This is a genomic window from Burkholderia sp. LFS061 (genome assembly GCF_047978125.1).
Classification (GTDB): domain Bacteria; phylum Pseudomonadota; class Gammaproteobacteria; order Burkholderiales; family Burkholderiaceae; genus Burkholderia; species Burkholderia pyrrocinia_C.
This window is the reverse complement of record NZ_JBFPFS010000034.1, coordinates 1-15,819: the sequence shown is the minus strand read 5'-3', so window position 1 is coordinate 15,819 and position 15,819 is coordinate 1. Positions and strand designations below refer to the sequence as shown.

Annotated in this window: 5 protein-coding genes; all 5 read left to right on the top strand. The window is 72.1% G+C overall.

The annotated features are described in order from the left end of the window. Complete coding sequence (locus ACNQQL_RS25520) at positions 1-984, top strand: NADPH:quinone oxidoreductase family protein (protein ID WP_347066562.1); 984 nt, start codon at positions 1-3, stop codon at positions 982-984. 40 nt (positions 985-1,024) lie between these two features. Next, positions 1,025-2,020 carry a biotin synthase BioB gene (gene bioB, locus ACNQQL_RS25515; protein WP_347066560.1) on the top strand — a complete coding sequence of 332 codons (996 nt, stop codon included), beginning with the start codon at positions 1,025-1,027 and terminating at the stop codon, positions 2,018-2,020. Positions 2,021-2,073: 53 nt separating this feature from the next. After that, the gene (locus ACNQQL_RS25510; RefSeq protein WP_347066558.1) at positions 2,074-3,837 is read left to right on the top strand and encodes a carbamoyltransferase; all 1,764 of its coding nucleotides are present in this window, start codon (positions 2,074-2,076) and stop codon (positions 3,835-3,837) included. Between the two features lie 19 nt (positions 3,838-3,856). Then, entirely contained in the window at positions 3,857-11,917 is an 8,061-nt protein-coding gene (locus tag ACNQQL_RS25505) for an amino acid adenylation domain-containing protein (RefSeq protein WP_347066556.1), read from the top strand. Positions 11,918-11,948: 31 nt separating this feature from the next. Next, positions 11,949-15,819, top strand: a 3,871-nt coding sequence (locus tag ACNQQL_RS25500; protein WP_347066554.1) for a type I polyketide synthase, incomplete at its 3' end; no start/stop codon positions are given.

The window sequence follows — 15,819 nt, the reverse complement described above, 5'->3', positions numbered from 1 at the left end:
ATGCGCGCGATCGTATGTGAAGCCTATGACGGCACCGGGGCGCTCGCGCTGCGGGACGTGACGCCGGCGCCGCTCGGGGCGGGCGAGGCGCGGGTCGACGTGCATGCGTGCGGCATCAATTTCGCGGACACGCTGATCGTCGAGGGGCGCTACCAGACCAAGCCGGCGCTGCCGTTCGTGCCGGGTTTCGAAATCGCGGGCACGGTCGTCGAGACGGCGCCCGGCGTGACATCGGTGTCGGTCGGCGAGCGGGTCATGGGCATCCTCGCGTGGGGCGGCTTCGCGGACGAGGTCGTGCTGCCTGCCGCAAACCTGTTCAGGATACCGGCGTCGATGGATTTCACGACCGGCGCAGGCTTCGCCATCGCCTACGGCACGTCGTACGGCGCGCTCACGTGGCGCGCAAAGCTGCAGGCGGGCGAGACGCTGCTGGTGCACGGCGCGGGCAGCGGCACCGGCCTGACCGCTGTCGAAGTGGGCCGGGCGCTCGGTGCCACGGTGATCGCGGTGGCGAGCTCGGAGGACAAGCGGGCGGCCGCCCGTCGCCACGGCGCGCACCACGTGATCGAGGTCGGCCGCGACGATTTCCGCGAGCAGGTGAAGGCGCTGACCGGCGGGAAGGGCGTGAACGTCGTGTACGACCCGGTCGGCGGGGCCGCGTTCGACGTCAGCCTGCGGGTGGTCGCGCCCGAGGCGCGCATCGTCGTCATCGGTTTCGCGAGCGGCGAGATCCCGCGCGTGCCGGCGAACCTGCTGCTGGTCAAGAACTGCGACGTGATGGGTTTCTACTGGGGGCACTACCGGGCGAACCGGCCGGACTGGGTGCGCAAGGCGTTCGCCACGCTGTTCGGCTGGTTCGAGGCCGGCAAGCTCGCACCGCACGTGTCGCGCGTCATGGAACTGTCGGAGGCGGCGGACGCAATCGAGCTGCTGCGCCAGCGCAAGGTGGCCGGAAAGGTGGTGCTGAGCACCGGGCGGAACTGACTGCCGTCCGATTTTCATTTCAATCAACGGAATCGTTCACATGAGTCATGACACGTCGTCGGACGGCGTTCGCGCGTCCGCAGGCGGGCGGAGCGCCGACGCGGCCGTCCGGCACGACTGGACGCACGAACAGATCGCGGCGCTGTTCGCCGCGCCGCTGACGGATCTCCTGTACGACGCGCAGACGATCCAGCGCCGCTTCCATGCGGGACGTCCGCTGCAGATTTCGCAGCTGCTGTCGATCAAGACCGGCGGATGTCCGGAAGACTGCGGCTATTGCAGCCAGTCGGTGCATGCCGACACGATGCTGCCGGCCAGCAAGCTGATGGATCTCGATGCGGTGCTGGCTGCCGCGGCGTCCGCGAAGGCGGCCGGCGTGCAGCGGTTCTGCATGGGCGCGGCGTGGCGCAGCCCGCGCGAGCGGGATCTCGAGCGCGTGTGCGACATGGTCAAGGGCGTGAAGGCGCTCGGCCTCGAGACCTGCGTGACGCTCGGCATGCTGACCGGGCCGCAGGCCGAGCGGCTGGCGGAAGCCGGGCTGGATTTCTACAACCACAACATCGACACCGGGCCGGCGTATTACCCGACGGTGGCGAGTACGCGCACGCTCGACGATCGCCTCGAGACTCTCGATCACGTGCGCGGCGCGGGCCTCAAGGTGTGCTGCGGCGGCATTGTCGGCATGGGCGAGACCCGCTACGACCGCATCGGCATGCTGCAGACCCTCGCGAACCTGCCGGTCCATCCCGAGTCCGTGCCGATCAACTCGCTGATGCGGATTCCTGGCACCGCGCTGGCCGACGCCGACGGCGTCGACGGGCTGGAGTTCGTTCGCACCATCGCGGTCGCGCGGATCCTGATGCCGGAATCGGTGGTCCGCCTGTCGGCCGGCCGCGAGCACATGAGCGACGAACTGCAGGCGCTGTGCTTCCTGGCCGGCGCCGGATCGGTATTCGTCGGCGACCGGCTGTTGACGACGCCGAACCCGACGCTCGAGCGGGACGAGCATCTGATCACGAGACTGGGCGCGCGCTGACCCGGCGTCCGTGTCGACCCGACACCATTCGAATCACTTTACGAGGGGCCGTCATGCATGTCCTTGGGATTAGCGGGCTGGACCGCGCCATTGCGTTTCGCGAGCAGCACTACCCGGATATCCAGCGCCGTGAATTGCGCATCACGCAAGGGCTGGACGCTGCCGCGGCGCTCGTCGGCCCGGACGGCATCGTCGGCGCGGCGGCGGAAGAGCGCTTCACGGGTCACAAGGGCACCGAGCGCTTTCCGGCCGGCGCGATCGACGCGGTGCTGGCCCAGGCGGGCCTGCGGCTCGACCAGGTCGATCGCATCGCGCACGGCTTTGCCTACGATGCCGTCGCCGCATCGCTGGCGCAGTCGGGCGATGCAAGCATGGAGTTCGAGCAGGTCCAGTCGCGCGACGCGCAACTGAGCGTGCTGCGCGAACGCTGGGGCGACGGGCCGTGGGACGAGAAGTTCGTGCAGGTGCCTCATCATCTCGCGCACGCGGCCAGCGCCTACTACCCGAGCGGCATGGACGACGCGCTGGTGTTCGTCTCCGACGGAATGGGCGAGACCGAGAGCGCGTCGATCTGGACCGGCCGCAACGGCCGCCTCGCCCGGGTCGCGAGCGTGTCGCACCGGCATTCGCTCGGCGTGCTGTACGGGCTGTTCACGCTGCACCTCGGGTTCCGTTTCAACTCGGGCGAATACAAGGTGATGGGACTGGCGCCGTATGGCGACCCGCGCCCGTACTTCGCGAAGCTGAGCGAGCTGGTGCGCCTGCAGGACGATGGCTTCTACACGATTCCGGTCCTGCAACTGAACGAGACGCCGCTCGAGATGGCGACCTATCGCGCGTCGTCGCGCGTCATCGAGGAGCTGTTCGGCAAGCCGCGCCTGCCGGACGAGCCGATCACCCAGGCTCACATGGATCTCGCGGCCGCGCTGCAGGCCGTGCTGCAGAACACGACGCTGCATACGCTGCGGACCTTCAAGGCGAGCACCGGCGCGCGCCACCTGTGCATGGCGGGCGGCGTCGCGCTCAACTGCACCGCGAACGGCGTCGTGCTGCGCAGCCGGCTGTTCAGGCGCACCTTCGTGCAGCCCGCTTCGGGCGACGACGGCACGGCGCTCGGCGCGGCGCTCTACGTGCAGAGCGAGCACGACCCGGATGCGGTGATGCAGCCGATGAGCATGCCGTTCTGGGGCACGCACGAGGACGACGACGCGATCCGCGCGGCGCTCGACAAGCCGTGGCTCGACGTGCGCCGCTTCGACGACGCGGCGGAACTGGCGAGCGTGACGGCGGACCTGCTCGCGCGCGAGCAGATCGTCGGCTGGTTCCAGGGCGCGATGGAATTCGGTCCGCGCGCGCTTGGCAATCGCAGCATCCTCGCCGATCCGCGCTCGCCGTCGATGCGCGCGAGCGTCAACGCGCTGGTGAAGAAGCGCGAGGATTTCCGGCCGTTCGCGCCGGCCGTGCTGGCCCACCGCGCGCCGGAATTCTTCGACGTCAGGGCGGGCGAAGTGGATACCTTCGCGCACATGCTTTACGTGACCGGCGTGAAGGCCGCGCACCGGGACGCGTTGCCGGCCGTCACGCATTGCGACGGCTCCGCGCGGGTGCAGACGGTGTTCGCCGACCGCAACCCGCGCTTTTATCAGTTGCTCGAAGCGTTCGAGCATGCGGCGGGCATCCCGATCCTGCTGAACACCTCCTTCAACGTGCGCGGCCAGCCGATCGTTCGCACCGCGGAGGAGGCCGTCGAGACGTTCCGCGAAGCGCGCCTCGACGCGCTGGTGATCGGTAATTACCTGGCAGTGCTGACGGCTTGAAGATAACGACGACACGACCATGAACGCACACACGACGACGCCCGCGACGCACGCGCCCGTACCGCTCGACCTGCCGCGCGACTATCCCGCGCCGGTCACGCCCCGCTACCGCAGGATGCGTCACGACATGCCCGTGCCCGCCGCGGCGGCGGAGGCGGCCGGCAAGCGCGCGCGACAGGACGGCCACGCGGAGACGACACTCTGGCTCGCGGGGCTCGGCATGACGCTCGCCCGCTACGCGGACCAGCGCAGCGTGCCGCTCGACCTGATCACGCACGCCGACGCGCAGGACGAACCGGCGCGCACGCGACTGACGCTCGACGTCGCGCCGGAGGCGCCGGCCGATGTGTTGCTGCGCGCGACCCGTGGCGCGCTCGACCAGCGCGCGCTGCACGACGCCGAGCGCGTGCCTGCTCCGGTGACGGTGTCGTTCGCCGGCTTGCCCGCCGATCTTCCCGAGGCGGCGTTGTCCGAGGCGGCGCTGGATGACGCCGGCGCGCTGTTCGTCGACAGCGAGCTCAATTTCATGCTGATCCGCCGCGCGGAGGGTCTGTCGCTCGAGTGCGAGTACGACGAGGATCGCTACGAAGCCGCGACGATCGCAGGCATGCTGACGAGCTGGCTTGGTGCGGCCACGGCGCTGTCGGACGCGCAGGCCGCGCCGATCGGCGAACTGCCGCTGTGGCCGGCGCCTGCGCTCGCCGCGTGGTGCGACACGCTGCGCGGCCCGGTGGCGGAGATCCCCGATCTGACGGTCAGCGCGTTGATCCGGGCGGCCGCCGCGCGCACGCCGGACGCGATCGCGGTCGAGACGGCGACGCAGCGGCTGAGCTATCGCGAACTGCTGCAGCGGGCGGCGCGGGTCGCCCGCGAGATTCACGCGCGAGGCGTCCAGCCGGGCGAGCGCGTGGCGGTGTGCGTGGAGCGTCGGGTCGATTTGCTCGGCGCGCTGCTCGGCGTGATGACGGCCGGCTGCGCGTACGTCCCGCTGGACCCCGGTTACCCGGCCGCGCGACGCGATTTCATCCTCGAGAACGCCGACGTCCGGCTCGTGATCGCCGAGGCGGCGGCCGACGGTGCGCCGGCGCGTCCGCAGGTGGCGCTGGACACGCTGCTGGAAGGCGCGCCCGGCGACGCCGCGGGCACTGATTTCAGCGATGACGATCCGTCCGCGATCGCCTACGTGATCTACACGTCGGGTTCGACGGGGCAGCCCAAGGGCGTGCGCGTCGCGCATCGTGCGGCCGTCAACCTGCTGCTCGCGATGCACGAGCGCAGCGGCCTGCAGGCCGGCGAGACGTGGCTGGCCGTGACCACGCCGATGTTCGACATCGCGTTCGCGGAGCTGTTCGTGCCGCTCGTCGCCGGCGGGCGCGTGTGGCTCGCGAGCCGCGACGAAACGGCGGACCCGCTGGCGCTGGCGAGCCGGATCGACGCGGCGCAGGCACGCGTGCTGCAAGCAACGCCGGCCACCTGGCGGATGCTGGTCGCCGCGCAATGGCGCGGCAAGCCCGACCTGACCGCCGTGTGCGGCGGCGAAGCGCTCGACGAACCGCTCGCGCGCGCGCTGCGGCCGCTGGTGGGCCGCCTGTGCAACGTCTACGGGCCGACGGAGGCAACCGTGTGGGCGACCTGGCACGAGGTACGGGATCACGGTTTCGTGGCGATCGGCGCGCCGTTGCGAAACGTGCACCTGCATATCCTCGACACGCATGGCGCACCGGTGCCGCCCGGCGTGGCGGGCGAGCTGTATATCGGCGGCGCGGGCCTTGCCGACGGCTACCACGGCCGCGATTCGCTGACGCGGGAGCGTTTCGTCGAAGCGACGCTCGACGGTGGCCGCAAGGTTCGGCTGTATCGCACCGGCGACCTGGTGCGGGCGAGCGCGAGCGGCGCGATCCGCTGGCTCGCGCGGCTCGACAACCAGGTGAAGCTGCGCGGCTTCCGGATCGAGCTGGGCGACGTCGAGGCCGCGTTGACCGCGCTGCCGGGCGTACGCCAGGCGGTGGCGATCGTCGAGCGCGTCGACGAGCAAGACCAGCGGCTCGTCGCCTACGTGGTGCACGACGACGGCGCAGCCACGGACCGCTCGGCGCCATGGCGCGACGCGTTGCGCCGCACGCTGCCCGACTACATGATGCCGGCGGCGTTCGTGTCCATCGAGCGGGTGCCGCTGACCGACAACGGCAAGGTCGACCGCAACGCGCTGCCGGCGCTCGCACGTGCGGCGTCGCCCGCGCCGCAGGCCGCGGCGGCCGGCTCGACGCTCGAACGCGTGCAGGCGATCTGGCGGGACGTGCTGCGCACGCCCGAGGTGGGCGTCGACGTCAATTTCTTCGATCTCGGCGGCCATTCGATGCTGCTGCTGCAGATGCAGCAGAAGATCGAGCAGGCGTTCGGGATGCGCGTGCCGCGCGTCGAGTTCTTCCGCAATCCGACGGTGGCCGGGCTGGCCGCCCATCTCGACGCGCACGGCCAGCCGGTCGGCGCCGCCGGCCGGCCGCGCGGACGCAGCCGGGGCGAGACGCCGGCGCGCCCGGCGAGCGTCGCGGTGGTGGGGATCGGGGTGCGGGTGCCGGGCGCGTCGAGCATCGACGCGTTCTGGCGCAACCTGCGCGAAGGCGTCGAATCGCGCACGGAATTCAGCGAAGCCGAGCTGCGCGCGGCCGGCGTCTCGCCCGCGCTGCTCGCCGATCCGAACTACGTGCGCGCGGGCTTCGTGCTCGACGACATCGACGCGTTCGACGCGACCTTCTTCGGCATGAGCCCGCGCGAAGCCGAGCTGCTCGATCCGCAGCAGCGGATCTTCCTCGAATGCGCGTGGCAGGCGCTCGAGGATGCGGGCGTCGATCCGCAGAAGGAGGGCGACGGGATCGGCGTATTTGCGGGCACGGACGCGAGCGGCTATCACAAGTCGGTTCTCGCGCCGCTCGAATCGGACTCGGCGCCCGCGGCGGCCTTCCAGATCCGCATCAGCAACGAGAAGGATCACCTGCCGACGCGCGTCAGCTACCGGCTGAACCTGCACGGCCCGAGCGTCAACGTGCAGACAGCCTGCTCGACTTCGCTGGTCGCCGTGCATCTGGCCGCGCAAAGCCTGCTGCGCGGCGAGTGCGACGCGGCGCTCGCCGGCGGCGTCAGCATCCACGTTCCGCATCGCATCGGCTACCTGTACCAGGAGGGGATGGTCGCGTCGCCGGACGGCCACTGCCGCGCCTTCGACCGGCAGGGCGCGGGCACGGTGTTCGGCAGCGGAGCCGGCGTGGTCTTGCTGAAGCGGCTCGACGACGCGCTCGCGGCCGGGGACCGCATCTACGCGGTGGTGAAGGGGACCGCGATCAACAACGACGGCTCGGGCAAGGTCGGGTACACCGCGCCGAGCGTCGACGGCCAGGCGGCAGCGATCATGGAGGCGCACGCGGCGGCCGGCATCGATCCGCGTGCGATCGGCTACGTCGAGGCGCACGGCACGGCGACGCCGCTCGGCGATCCGATCGAGATCGCCGCGCTGACGCAGGCATTCCGCGCGTCGACCGCGGACACCGGCTTCTGCGCGATCGGCTCGGTCAAGACCAACATCGGACACCTCGATCAGGCGGCGGGCGTCGCCGGGCTGATCAAGGCGGTCCTTACGGTATTTCACGGCGAGATTCCGCCGAGCCTGCACTGCACGCAGACCAATCCGGACATTCCGTTCGACGCAAGCCCGTTCTTCGTCAATACGCAGTTGCGCGCGTGGCGCCCCGAGGGCGGCGTGCGGGTGGCCGGCGTGAGTTCGATCGGGATCGGCGGCACGAATGCGCACGCGATTCTGGAATCGGCGCCGGAGGTGGCGCGCGAAGCGGCGGCCGCGGGCCGCGGCGCGCAGGTGCTGACGCTGTCGGCGCGCAGCGAGGAGGCATTGCGCGCGCTGTCGACGCGCTATGCGTCGTTCGTGGAGCAGGGCTCGGCGGATCTGGCATCGATCTGCTACACGGCGAACACGGGACGCAGCGCGTTCGAGCAGCGCGCTGCGTGGGTCGTGCGCGAGCGCTCGGAGCTGGTGTCGCGGCTGCGCGCATTCGGCGAGGGCGGTGAGCAGCCGGCGCTGCTGCGCGGGGTGTACCGGAACCGCCGGCCGCGGGTGGCGATGCTGTTCACGGGCCAGGGCTCGCAATACGCGGGGATGGGCCGTGAGCTGTACGAGCGCGAGCCGGTGTTCCGGGCGGCGCTGGACGACTGCGCGAGGCTGCTGGAAGGCGAGCTGGAGGTGGGGCTGCTGGAGGTGCTGTTCGGGGCGTCGACGGGGCTGCTGGACCGCACGGACTACACGCAGCCGGCGCTGTTCGCGCTGGGGTATGCGCTGCGCCGGACGTGGGAGGAGTGGGGTGTGACGCCGCAGGTGGTGATGGGTCACAGCCTGGGCGAGTACATGGCGGCGCAGGCGGCGGGGGTGCTGACGCTGGAGGCGGGGCTGAAGCTGGTGGCGAGCCGGGGGCGGCTGATGCAGGGCCGTTGCGAAGGTGGGGCGATGCTGTCGGTGATGCTGGATGCGGCGACGCTGCGCGAGCGGCTGGCGGAGCAGGGCGGCGGGCTGGTGATCGCCGCGCTGAACGGGCCGTCGCAGCAGGTGGTGGCGGGGACGTCGGAGCAGATCGAGGCGCTGCGTGTGCGGCTGGCGCAGGACGGGGTGCGCACGGACCTGCTGCCGGGCTCGCACGCGTTTCACTCGCCGCTGGTGGAGCCGATGCTGGGGGCGTACGAGGACGTGCTGAAGGCGACGCGGCTGTGGGTGCCGCAACTGCCGCTGGTGTCGAACGTGAGCGGCGCGATGGCGGGCGCGGAAGTGGGGACGGCGGGGTATTGGGTCGAGCATACGCGTGCGCCGGTGCGGTTCGGCGTGGGGATCGAGGCGCTGGCGGCGCAGGGCGTGGATGTGGTGCTGGAGATCGGAGCGCGTCCGACGCTGACGGCGCTGGCGCGCCAGACGCTGGGGCTGGACAGCGAGGTGGTGTTGCTGGCGAGCTTGCGCCCCGGGCGCGGAGAGGTGGAGCAGATGCTGGAGAGCGCGGCGGCGCTGTATGTGCGCGGCGCGGCGCTGGACTGGGCAGCGTTGCATCGTGTCGACCGGCCGGTCAAGGTCGCGTTGCCGACCTATCCGTTCCAGCGCAAGCGCCATTGGGTCGATGCGAGCCAGCACGCCGATGCGTCCGCGCACCGGCACGCGGCGTCCGACGAAGGCGGCCTGCACACGCTGCTCGGCCGGCGCCTGAAGCTGCCGCGCTCGACCGAGGTGCGCTTCGAGGCCGAATTCCGCCCGGACTGGCCCGCCTACGTGGACCACCATCGCCTGTTCGGCGCGATGGTCGTGCCCGGCGCGTCGCACATCGCAATGTTCCTGGCAGCAGCCGAGGCGGTCTACGGCGAAGCCGGCTGCGTCGTCGACGAAATCCTGTTCCTGCGGCCGTTCGTGATGCCCGAGGCGGGACGGCGCACGGTGCAGATCGTGATGCGGCCGCCGGCGGCCGGCCAGTCGCACGCGATCGAGATGATCACGCTCGCGCCGCAACGCGATCCCGCCGACGACGCGGCCTGGACCCTCCACGTCGAGGCGCGCAGCATTCGCGGCCCGCGTGCGTTGCCGCCGGCCCCGGACGCATCGGAGCTGGACGCGGTCAAGGCGCGCTGTGCGGACTACCTGTCGGGCGCCGACTTCTATTCGAAAGTGTGGATTCCCGGCATGGACACGGGCAATTCGTTCCGCTGGATCGACGAGATCTGGCGGGGCGACGCGGAGGCGCTGTGTCGCACGCGCCTGCCGGCGCTGCTCGAACCGATCGACGGGCCGTTCCACGCCGGCCTCGTCGAATCCGGCTTCCAGCTGCTCAACAGCTGCTGGCAGTTCGCGACCGAGGAGCTGCTCAAGACCGACTACATCTACGTGCCGTTCAGCATCGACAGCTATCGCCTGTACGGACGCCCCGCGACCGACCGGCTGTGGGTCCATGCGCGGATCGTCCGGCAGGGCGAGGGCGAGGAGAACGGCGTGACCGCGGATATCCGGGTGTTCGAGGATTCGGGGCGCGTGATCGCGCACGTGCGCGGCTTCGAGGTGCGCCGCCTGCATCGGGGCGCGGTGCACGCGCTGTTGCAGGGCGACGGAACGGATCGCCTGTTCGCGACCCGCTGGCAGCGCCTCGACGACCTGGCGACACCGCCGCTGCCGGCCGACGACTGCGTGCTGGTCGTCGGCGACGGCGCGGGAACCGGCGCGGCGCTGGCCGCCCGGCTGCGTGGCGCGGGAGTGCGCTGCGTGCAGGTCGATGCGGCATCGCACACCGGCGACGACCTGACCGTGCCGCTGGCCGATCCGGCGAGCGAGGCGGCATGGCGCGAAGCGCTGCGCGCGGTCGCGGCGCGTGCGGGCAAGGGCACGCTGCATGTCGTGGACCTGCGAGCACTGGACCTCGGTGCCGAGGCCGACACGCCGGCCGACCCGCTCGCGGTCCAGGAGCGGCTGTGCGGCGGCGCGCTCGCGCTCGTCGGCGCGCTGGCGCAGGCCGGCAGGCCGGCCCGCGTGAGCTTCGTCACCCGTGGCGCGCAGGAGCCGGGCGGCACGCTGAACGTCGAGCGCGCGACACAGGCGACGCTGGCCGGGCTTGCGCGCGTGGTCGCGGCCGAGCATCCGGAATGGCGTTGCCGCACGATCGACCTGGATCCCGCGACGGCCGACCCGGCCGCGGCGCTGGCGCCGCTGCTGCACGCCGCGCCGGACGAACTGCAGCTCGCGATCCGCGACGGCGCCGTGCATGTTGCCCGCCTTGCGCGCGCGAAGCCGGCCCGTCGGGACGCGCCGCCGCTGGAGCCGAACGGCAGCTACCTGATCACGGGCGGGCTCGGCGGGCTGGGCTTGCGCCTTGCGCAGCAGCTCGCGCAGGCCGGCGTGAAACGGCTCGTGCTGATGTCGCGCGGCACCCCTGACGCCGCCGCGGCCGCCGCGATCGACGCGCTGCGCAAGCAGGGCTGCACGGTCGAGCTGGCCCGCTGCGACGTCGCCGATCTCGCGGCGCTGCGCGCCGCATGGCACGAGACCGTGCTGTCCGGCCCGCTGCCGCTGAAGGGCATCTTCCACGCGGCCGGCGCGCTGCGCGACGGAGTGCTGGGCGGCCAGTCGTGGGCGGAGTTCGCGGTGCCGTTCCACGCGAAGGTCGCGGGCGCGCTCAACCTGCATGCGCTGAGCCTCGACGCGCCGCTCGACTGCTTCGTCTGCTTCTCGTCGATCAGCGCGCTGTTCGGCACCGCCGGGCAGGGCAACTACGCGGCGGCGAACGCGTACCTCGACGCGCTCGTCGGCGCCCGCCGCACGCTCGGGCTGCCGGCCACGAGCATCCAGTGGGGGCCGTTCGCCGAAGTCGGGATGGCGGCCGCGCTCGATCGCGCGCATCGCGACAAGACGGCCGCGCGCGGTCTGCAGGCGCTGTCGCCGGACGAGCTCCTCAAGTACGTCGAAGCGGCGCGGCGCGCCGACGTGGCCACGGTCGTGATCGGCAACGACGACTGGCAGCGCTATGCGCAGACCGAACCGTCCGAGGGCGTGTGCAAGCTGCTCGCCGACTGGTTCCCGAAGGAGGCGGCCGACGCCGCGCCCGTCGCGACCCACGACGTGCGCGACCGCTTCGACGCGCTGGCGCTGCCGGCCCTGCACGACGCGCTGGCGACCTATCTGCAGGCGCAGATCGCGGTGATGCTCGGCCGCACCGCCGAGGAGGTCGCGCCAACCCGCGGCTTCCTGGAGCTCGGGCTGGATTCTCTGGCTGCCGTCGAGTTTCGCAGCAAGGTGCAGCGCGACCTGCGGCTGTCGTTGCCCGCGACCTTCGCGTTCGACTACGGCAACGTCGAGCTCGGCGCCGACTTCCTGTTCGAACGGCTGAAGGCGGAACGCGTGCCGGCGGCGGACGAGCCGGTGCCGGCGGCCGGGGCCGGGAATCCGGGGCAAGCGGCGGGACAGGCGGCGGGACAGGCGGCGGACGAGGCGGCGGACGAGGCGGCGGACGACGTCGACGCGGAACTGGCGCGCCTCGAGGCGTCGCTGCGCCGTTGAGCATCACGCGCACAGACACGGGGACATCAAGGTGACTACAACGCAGCAACGGATCGCGCAGGCGCTCAAGCTCGCGCGGGAGCGGGTCGAGGCACTCGAGCGGGCCCAGCGCCAGCCGCTCGCGATCGTCGGCATCGGCTGCCGCTTTCCGCGCGACGTCGCGGGCCCGGACGCGTTCTGGGACGTGCTGTCGAACGGCCGGGACGTGACGACGGAGATTCCGGCGGACCGCTGGGACGTCGAGCACTTCTTCGATCCCGATCCGGAGGTGCCGGGCAAGATGTACGTGCGGCGCGGCGGCTTCCTGGACGCGGTGGACGGCTTCGACCCGGCGTTCTTCGGCATCTCGGAGCGCGAGGCCGTGTCCCTCGATCCGCAGCAGCGGCTCTTGCTGGAAGTGGGCTGGGAAGCGCTCGAACATGCCGGGATCGCGCCGAGCGCGGTGCGGGGCGCGTCGTGCGGCGTCTTCATGGGCGTGAGCTGGCACGACTACGAGCGGCTCGCGTTCGGTCGCGACGCGCGGCGCGTCGATGCGTACGCGGGGCTCGGCAACACGCCGAGCATCGCGGCAGGCCGGCTCGCCTACGTGCTCGGCGTCGAGGGGCCGACGATGCTCGTCGACACGGCATGCTCGGCCAGCCTGGTCGCGGTCCACGAGGCGTGCCAGAGCCTGCGCATGGGCGAATGCGACATGGCGCTCGCGGGCGGCGTCGCGTTGATGCTGTCGCCGCTGTCCACGGTGTTCTGCTGCAAGATCCGGGCGCTGTCGCCGACCGGCCGCTGCCACACGTTCGACGCGGCGGCCGACGGCTATCTGCGCGGCGAAGGGGCCGGCGTGATCGTGCTGAAGCGGCTCGACGACGCGCGCGCGAACGGCGACCGAATCCTGGCCGTGATTCGCGGCACGGCCATCAACCATGACGGCGCGAGCAGCGGGCTGACTGTGCCGAACGGCCGGGCGCAGGAGCGCCTGCTGGAAGCCGCGCTGAAGGATGCCGGCGTCGAGGCCGGCGCGATCGGCTACGTCGAGGCGCACGGCACGGGCACGCCGCTCGGCGACCCGATCGAGCTGGCCGCGCTGTCGAAGGTGTACGGGCGCGGGCGCACCGCGCAGCGGCCGCTGCTGGTTGGCTCGGTGAAAACCAACATCGGCCATCTGGAAGCCGCCGCGGGCATCGCGGGGCTGATCAAGTCGGTGCTGATGCTGCAGCACCAGCGGGTACCCGCGAGCCTCAACTTCACCGATCCGAACCCCCGCTTCGACTGGGCGAGCAGCGGGCTGGCGGTGCCGACGCGCCTGACGGAAAACGACGCGCCGCTGAAGATGATCGGCGTGAGTTCGTTCGGTTTCAGCGGCACGAATGCGCACGCGATTCTGGAATCGGCGCCGGAGGTGGCGCGCGAAGCGGCGGTCGCGGGTCGCGGCGCGCAGGTGCTGACGCTGTCGGCGCGCAGCGAGGAGGCATTGCGCGCGCTGTCGACGCGCTATGCGTCGTTCGTGGAGCAGGGCTCGGTGGATCTGGCGTCGATCTGCTACACGGCGAACACGGGACGCAGCGCGTTCGAGCAGCGCGCTGCGTGGGTCGTGCGCGAGCGCTCGGAGCTGGTGTCGCGGCTGCGCGCATTCGGCGAGGGCGGTGAGCAGCCGGCGCTGCTGCGCGGGGTGTACCGGAACCGCCGGCCGCGGGTGGCGATGCTGTTCACGGGCCAGGGCTCGCAATACGCGGGGATGGGCCGTGAGCTGTACGAGCGCGAGCCGGTGTTCCGGGCGGCGCTGGACGACTGCGCGAGGCTGCTGGAAGGCGAGCTGGAGGTGGGGCTGCTGGAGGTGCTGTTCGGGGCGTGGACGGGGCTGCTGGACCGCACGGACTACACGCAGCCGGCGCTGTTCGCGCTGGGGTATGCGCTGCGCCGGACGTGGGAGGAGTGGGGTGTGACGCCGCAGGTGGTGATGGGTCACAGCCTGGGCGAGTACATGGCGGCGCAGGCGGCGGGGGTGCTGACGCTGGAGGCGGGGCTGAAGCTGGTGGCGAGCCGTGGGCGGCTGATGCAGGGCCGTTGCGAAGGCGGGGCGATGCTGTCGGTGATGCTGGATGCGGCGACGCTGCGCGAGCGGCTGGCGGAGCAGGGCGGCGGGCTGGTGATCGCCGCGCTGAACGGGCCGTCGCAGCAGGTGGTGGCGGGGACGTCGGAGCAGATCGAGGCGCTGCGTGCGCGGCTGGCGCAGGACGGGGTGCGCACGGACCTGCTGCCGGGCTCGCACGCGTTTCACTCGCCGCTGGTGGAGCCGATGCTGGGGGCGTACGAGGAGGTGCTGAAGGCGACGCGGCTGTGGGTGCCGCAACTGCCGCTGGTGTCGAACGTGAGCGGCGCGATGGCGGGCGCGGAAGTGGGGACGGCGGGGTATTGGGTCGAGCATACGCGCGTGCCGGTGCGGTTCGGCGTGGGGATCGAGGCGCTGGCGGCGCAGGGCGTGGATGTGGTGCTGGAGATCGGAGCGCGTCCGACGCTGACGGCGCTGGCGCGCCAGACGCTGGGGCTGGACAGCGAGGTGGTGTTGCTGGCGAGCCTGCGCCCCGGACGCGGGGAGGTGGAGCAGATGCTGGAGAGCGCGGCGGCGCTGTATGTGCGCGGCGCGGCGCTGGACTGGGCAGCGCTGCATCGTGTCGACCGGCCGGTCAAGGTCGCGTTGCCGACCTATCCGTTCCAGCGCAAGCGCTACTGGGTCGAACCGGACGATGCCGAGACCGCGGGCGGTGCGCCTGGCGTCGCGGTGTCCGGGCTCGGCGCGCGGGTCGACGTCGCGGACGGCACGATCGTGTTCGAGCAGCGTTGCAGCGCGCGCAGCCACGCGTTCCTGCGCGACCACCGGTTGTCCGGAGCGATCCTGGTGCCGGGCAGCTTCTACCTGAGCCTCGCGCTCGAAGCGTGCGACGCGTTGGGCGACGGCGTCGCGACGGGCGTGCGCGACGTGGTGTTGAGCGCGCCGCTGCGCCTCGCCGAGGACGAGACCCGGGTGATCCAGCTGGTCGTCTCCGCGCCGGCGAACGGTGCGCGCCGCTTCGCGATCCACAGCCGGGGCGACGCCGCGCGCACGGAAGCGGGCTGGACCGAGCATGCGCGCGGCGAGCTGGCGCCGGTCGCGCGCGAAGCCGGCGCGCCGCCGTTCGACGCCGCCGACGACGCGCTCGTCGGGCACCTGGGCGGCGCCGCGCTGCGCGCGCAATTCGCGCGGCGCGGGCTCGGCTACGGCGGCAGTTTCCAGGCGCTCGCCGACGTGCGTCACGGCGCGTATCGCGCCGAGGCGACCCTGGTCGACCAGGGGACGACGAACGGGCTCGCGGTGCATCCCGGCCTGCTCGACGCCGCGCTGCAGGCGAGCGCCGCGTGCCTCGTCTATCAACTGCGCGACGGGGCCTTCGTGCCGCTCGCGTTCGACGAGGTCATGCTGTCGAGCGGTACCCGGCCGTTCGCCGCGTCGCGGGTGGCCGTCTGGCTGGACCGCGATGGCGACGCGCAGCCGGACACGATCCGCGCGACGCTGCGCCTTTTCGCGGACGACGGCGCGCCGGTGATGGAGGTGCGCGGCATGACGCTGCGCCGCCTCGCGGAGCCGGTGCTCGACGTGGCGCCCGAGGCGGCGGAGCCGACCGAGCACGCGATCGAATGGACGCCGGTCGACGCAGCCGTCGGGCCGGAGGATCCGGCGGGCGTCTGGCTGCTCGTCGGCACGCCCGCGCGCTGCGCCGCGCTCGAGGCAAGGTTCGCGCGCGGCGGCGCCGGCATGACGTTCGTGCGCGTCGACGAGGCGGCGGGGCGCGACGCGATCGCCGACGCATTGCGCGACGCGCCCGGCCCGTTGCGGGGCGCGCTGCGCGTCGTGCCGGAGCTGGACCTGTCTC

What these genes read in the sequence shown, in the direction of transcription:
- bioB (WP_347066560.1), top strand. Translation starts at nt 1,025, where the DNA reads ATGAGTCATGACACGTCGTCGGACGGCGTTCGCGCGTCCGCAGGCGGG.
- ACNQQL_RS25520 (WP_347066562.1), top strand. Translation starts at nt 1, where the DNA reads ATGCGCGCGATCGTATGTGAAGCCTATGACGGCACCGGGGCGCTCGCG.
- ACNQQL_RS25510 (WP_347066558.1), top strand. Translation starts at nt 2,074, where the DNA reads ATGCATGTCCTTGGGATTAGCGGGCTGGACCGCGCCATTGCGTTTCGC.
- ACNQQL_RS25505 (WP_347066556.1), top strand. Translation starts at nt 3,857, where the DNA reads ATGAACGCACACACGACGACGCCCGCGACGCACGCGCCCGTACCGCTC.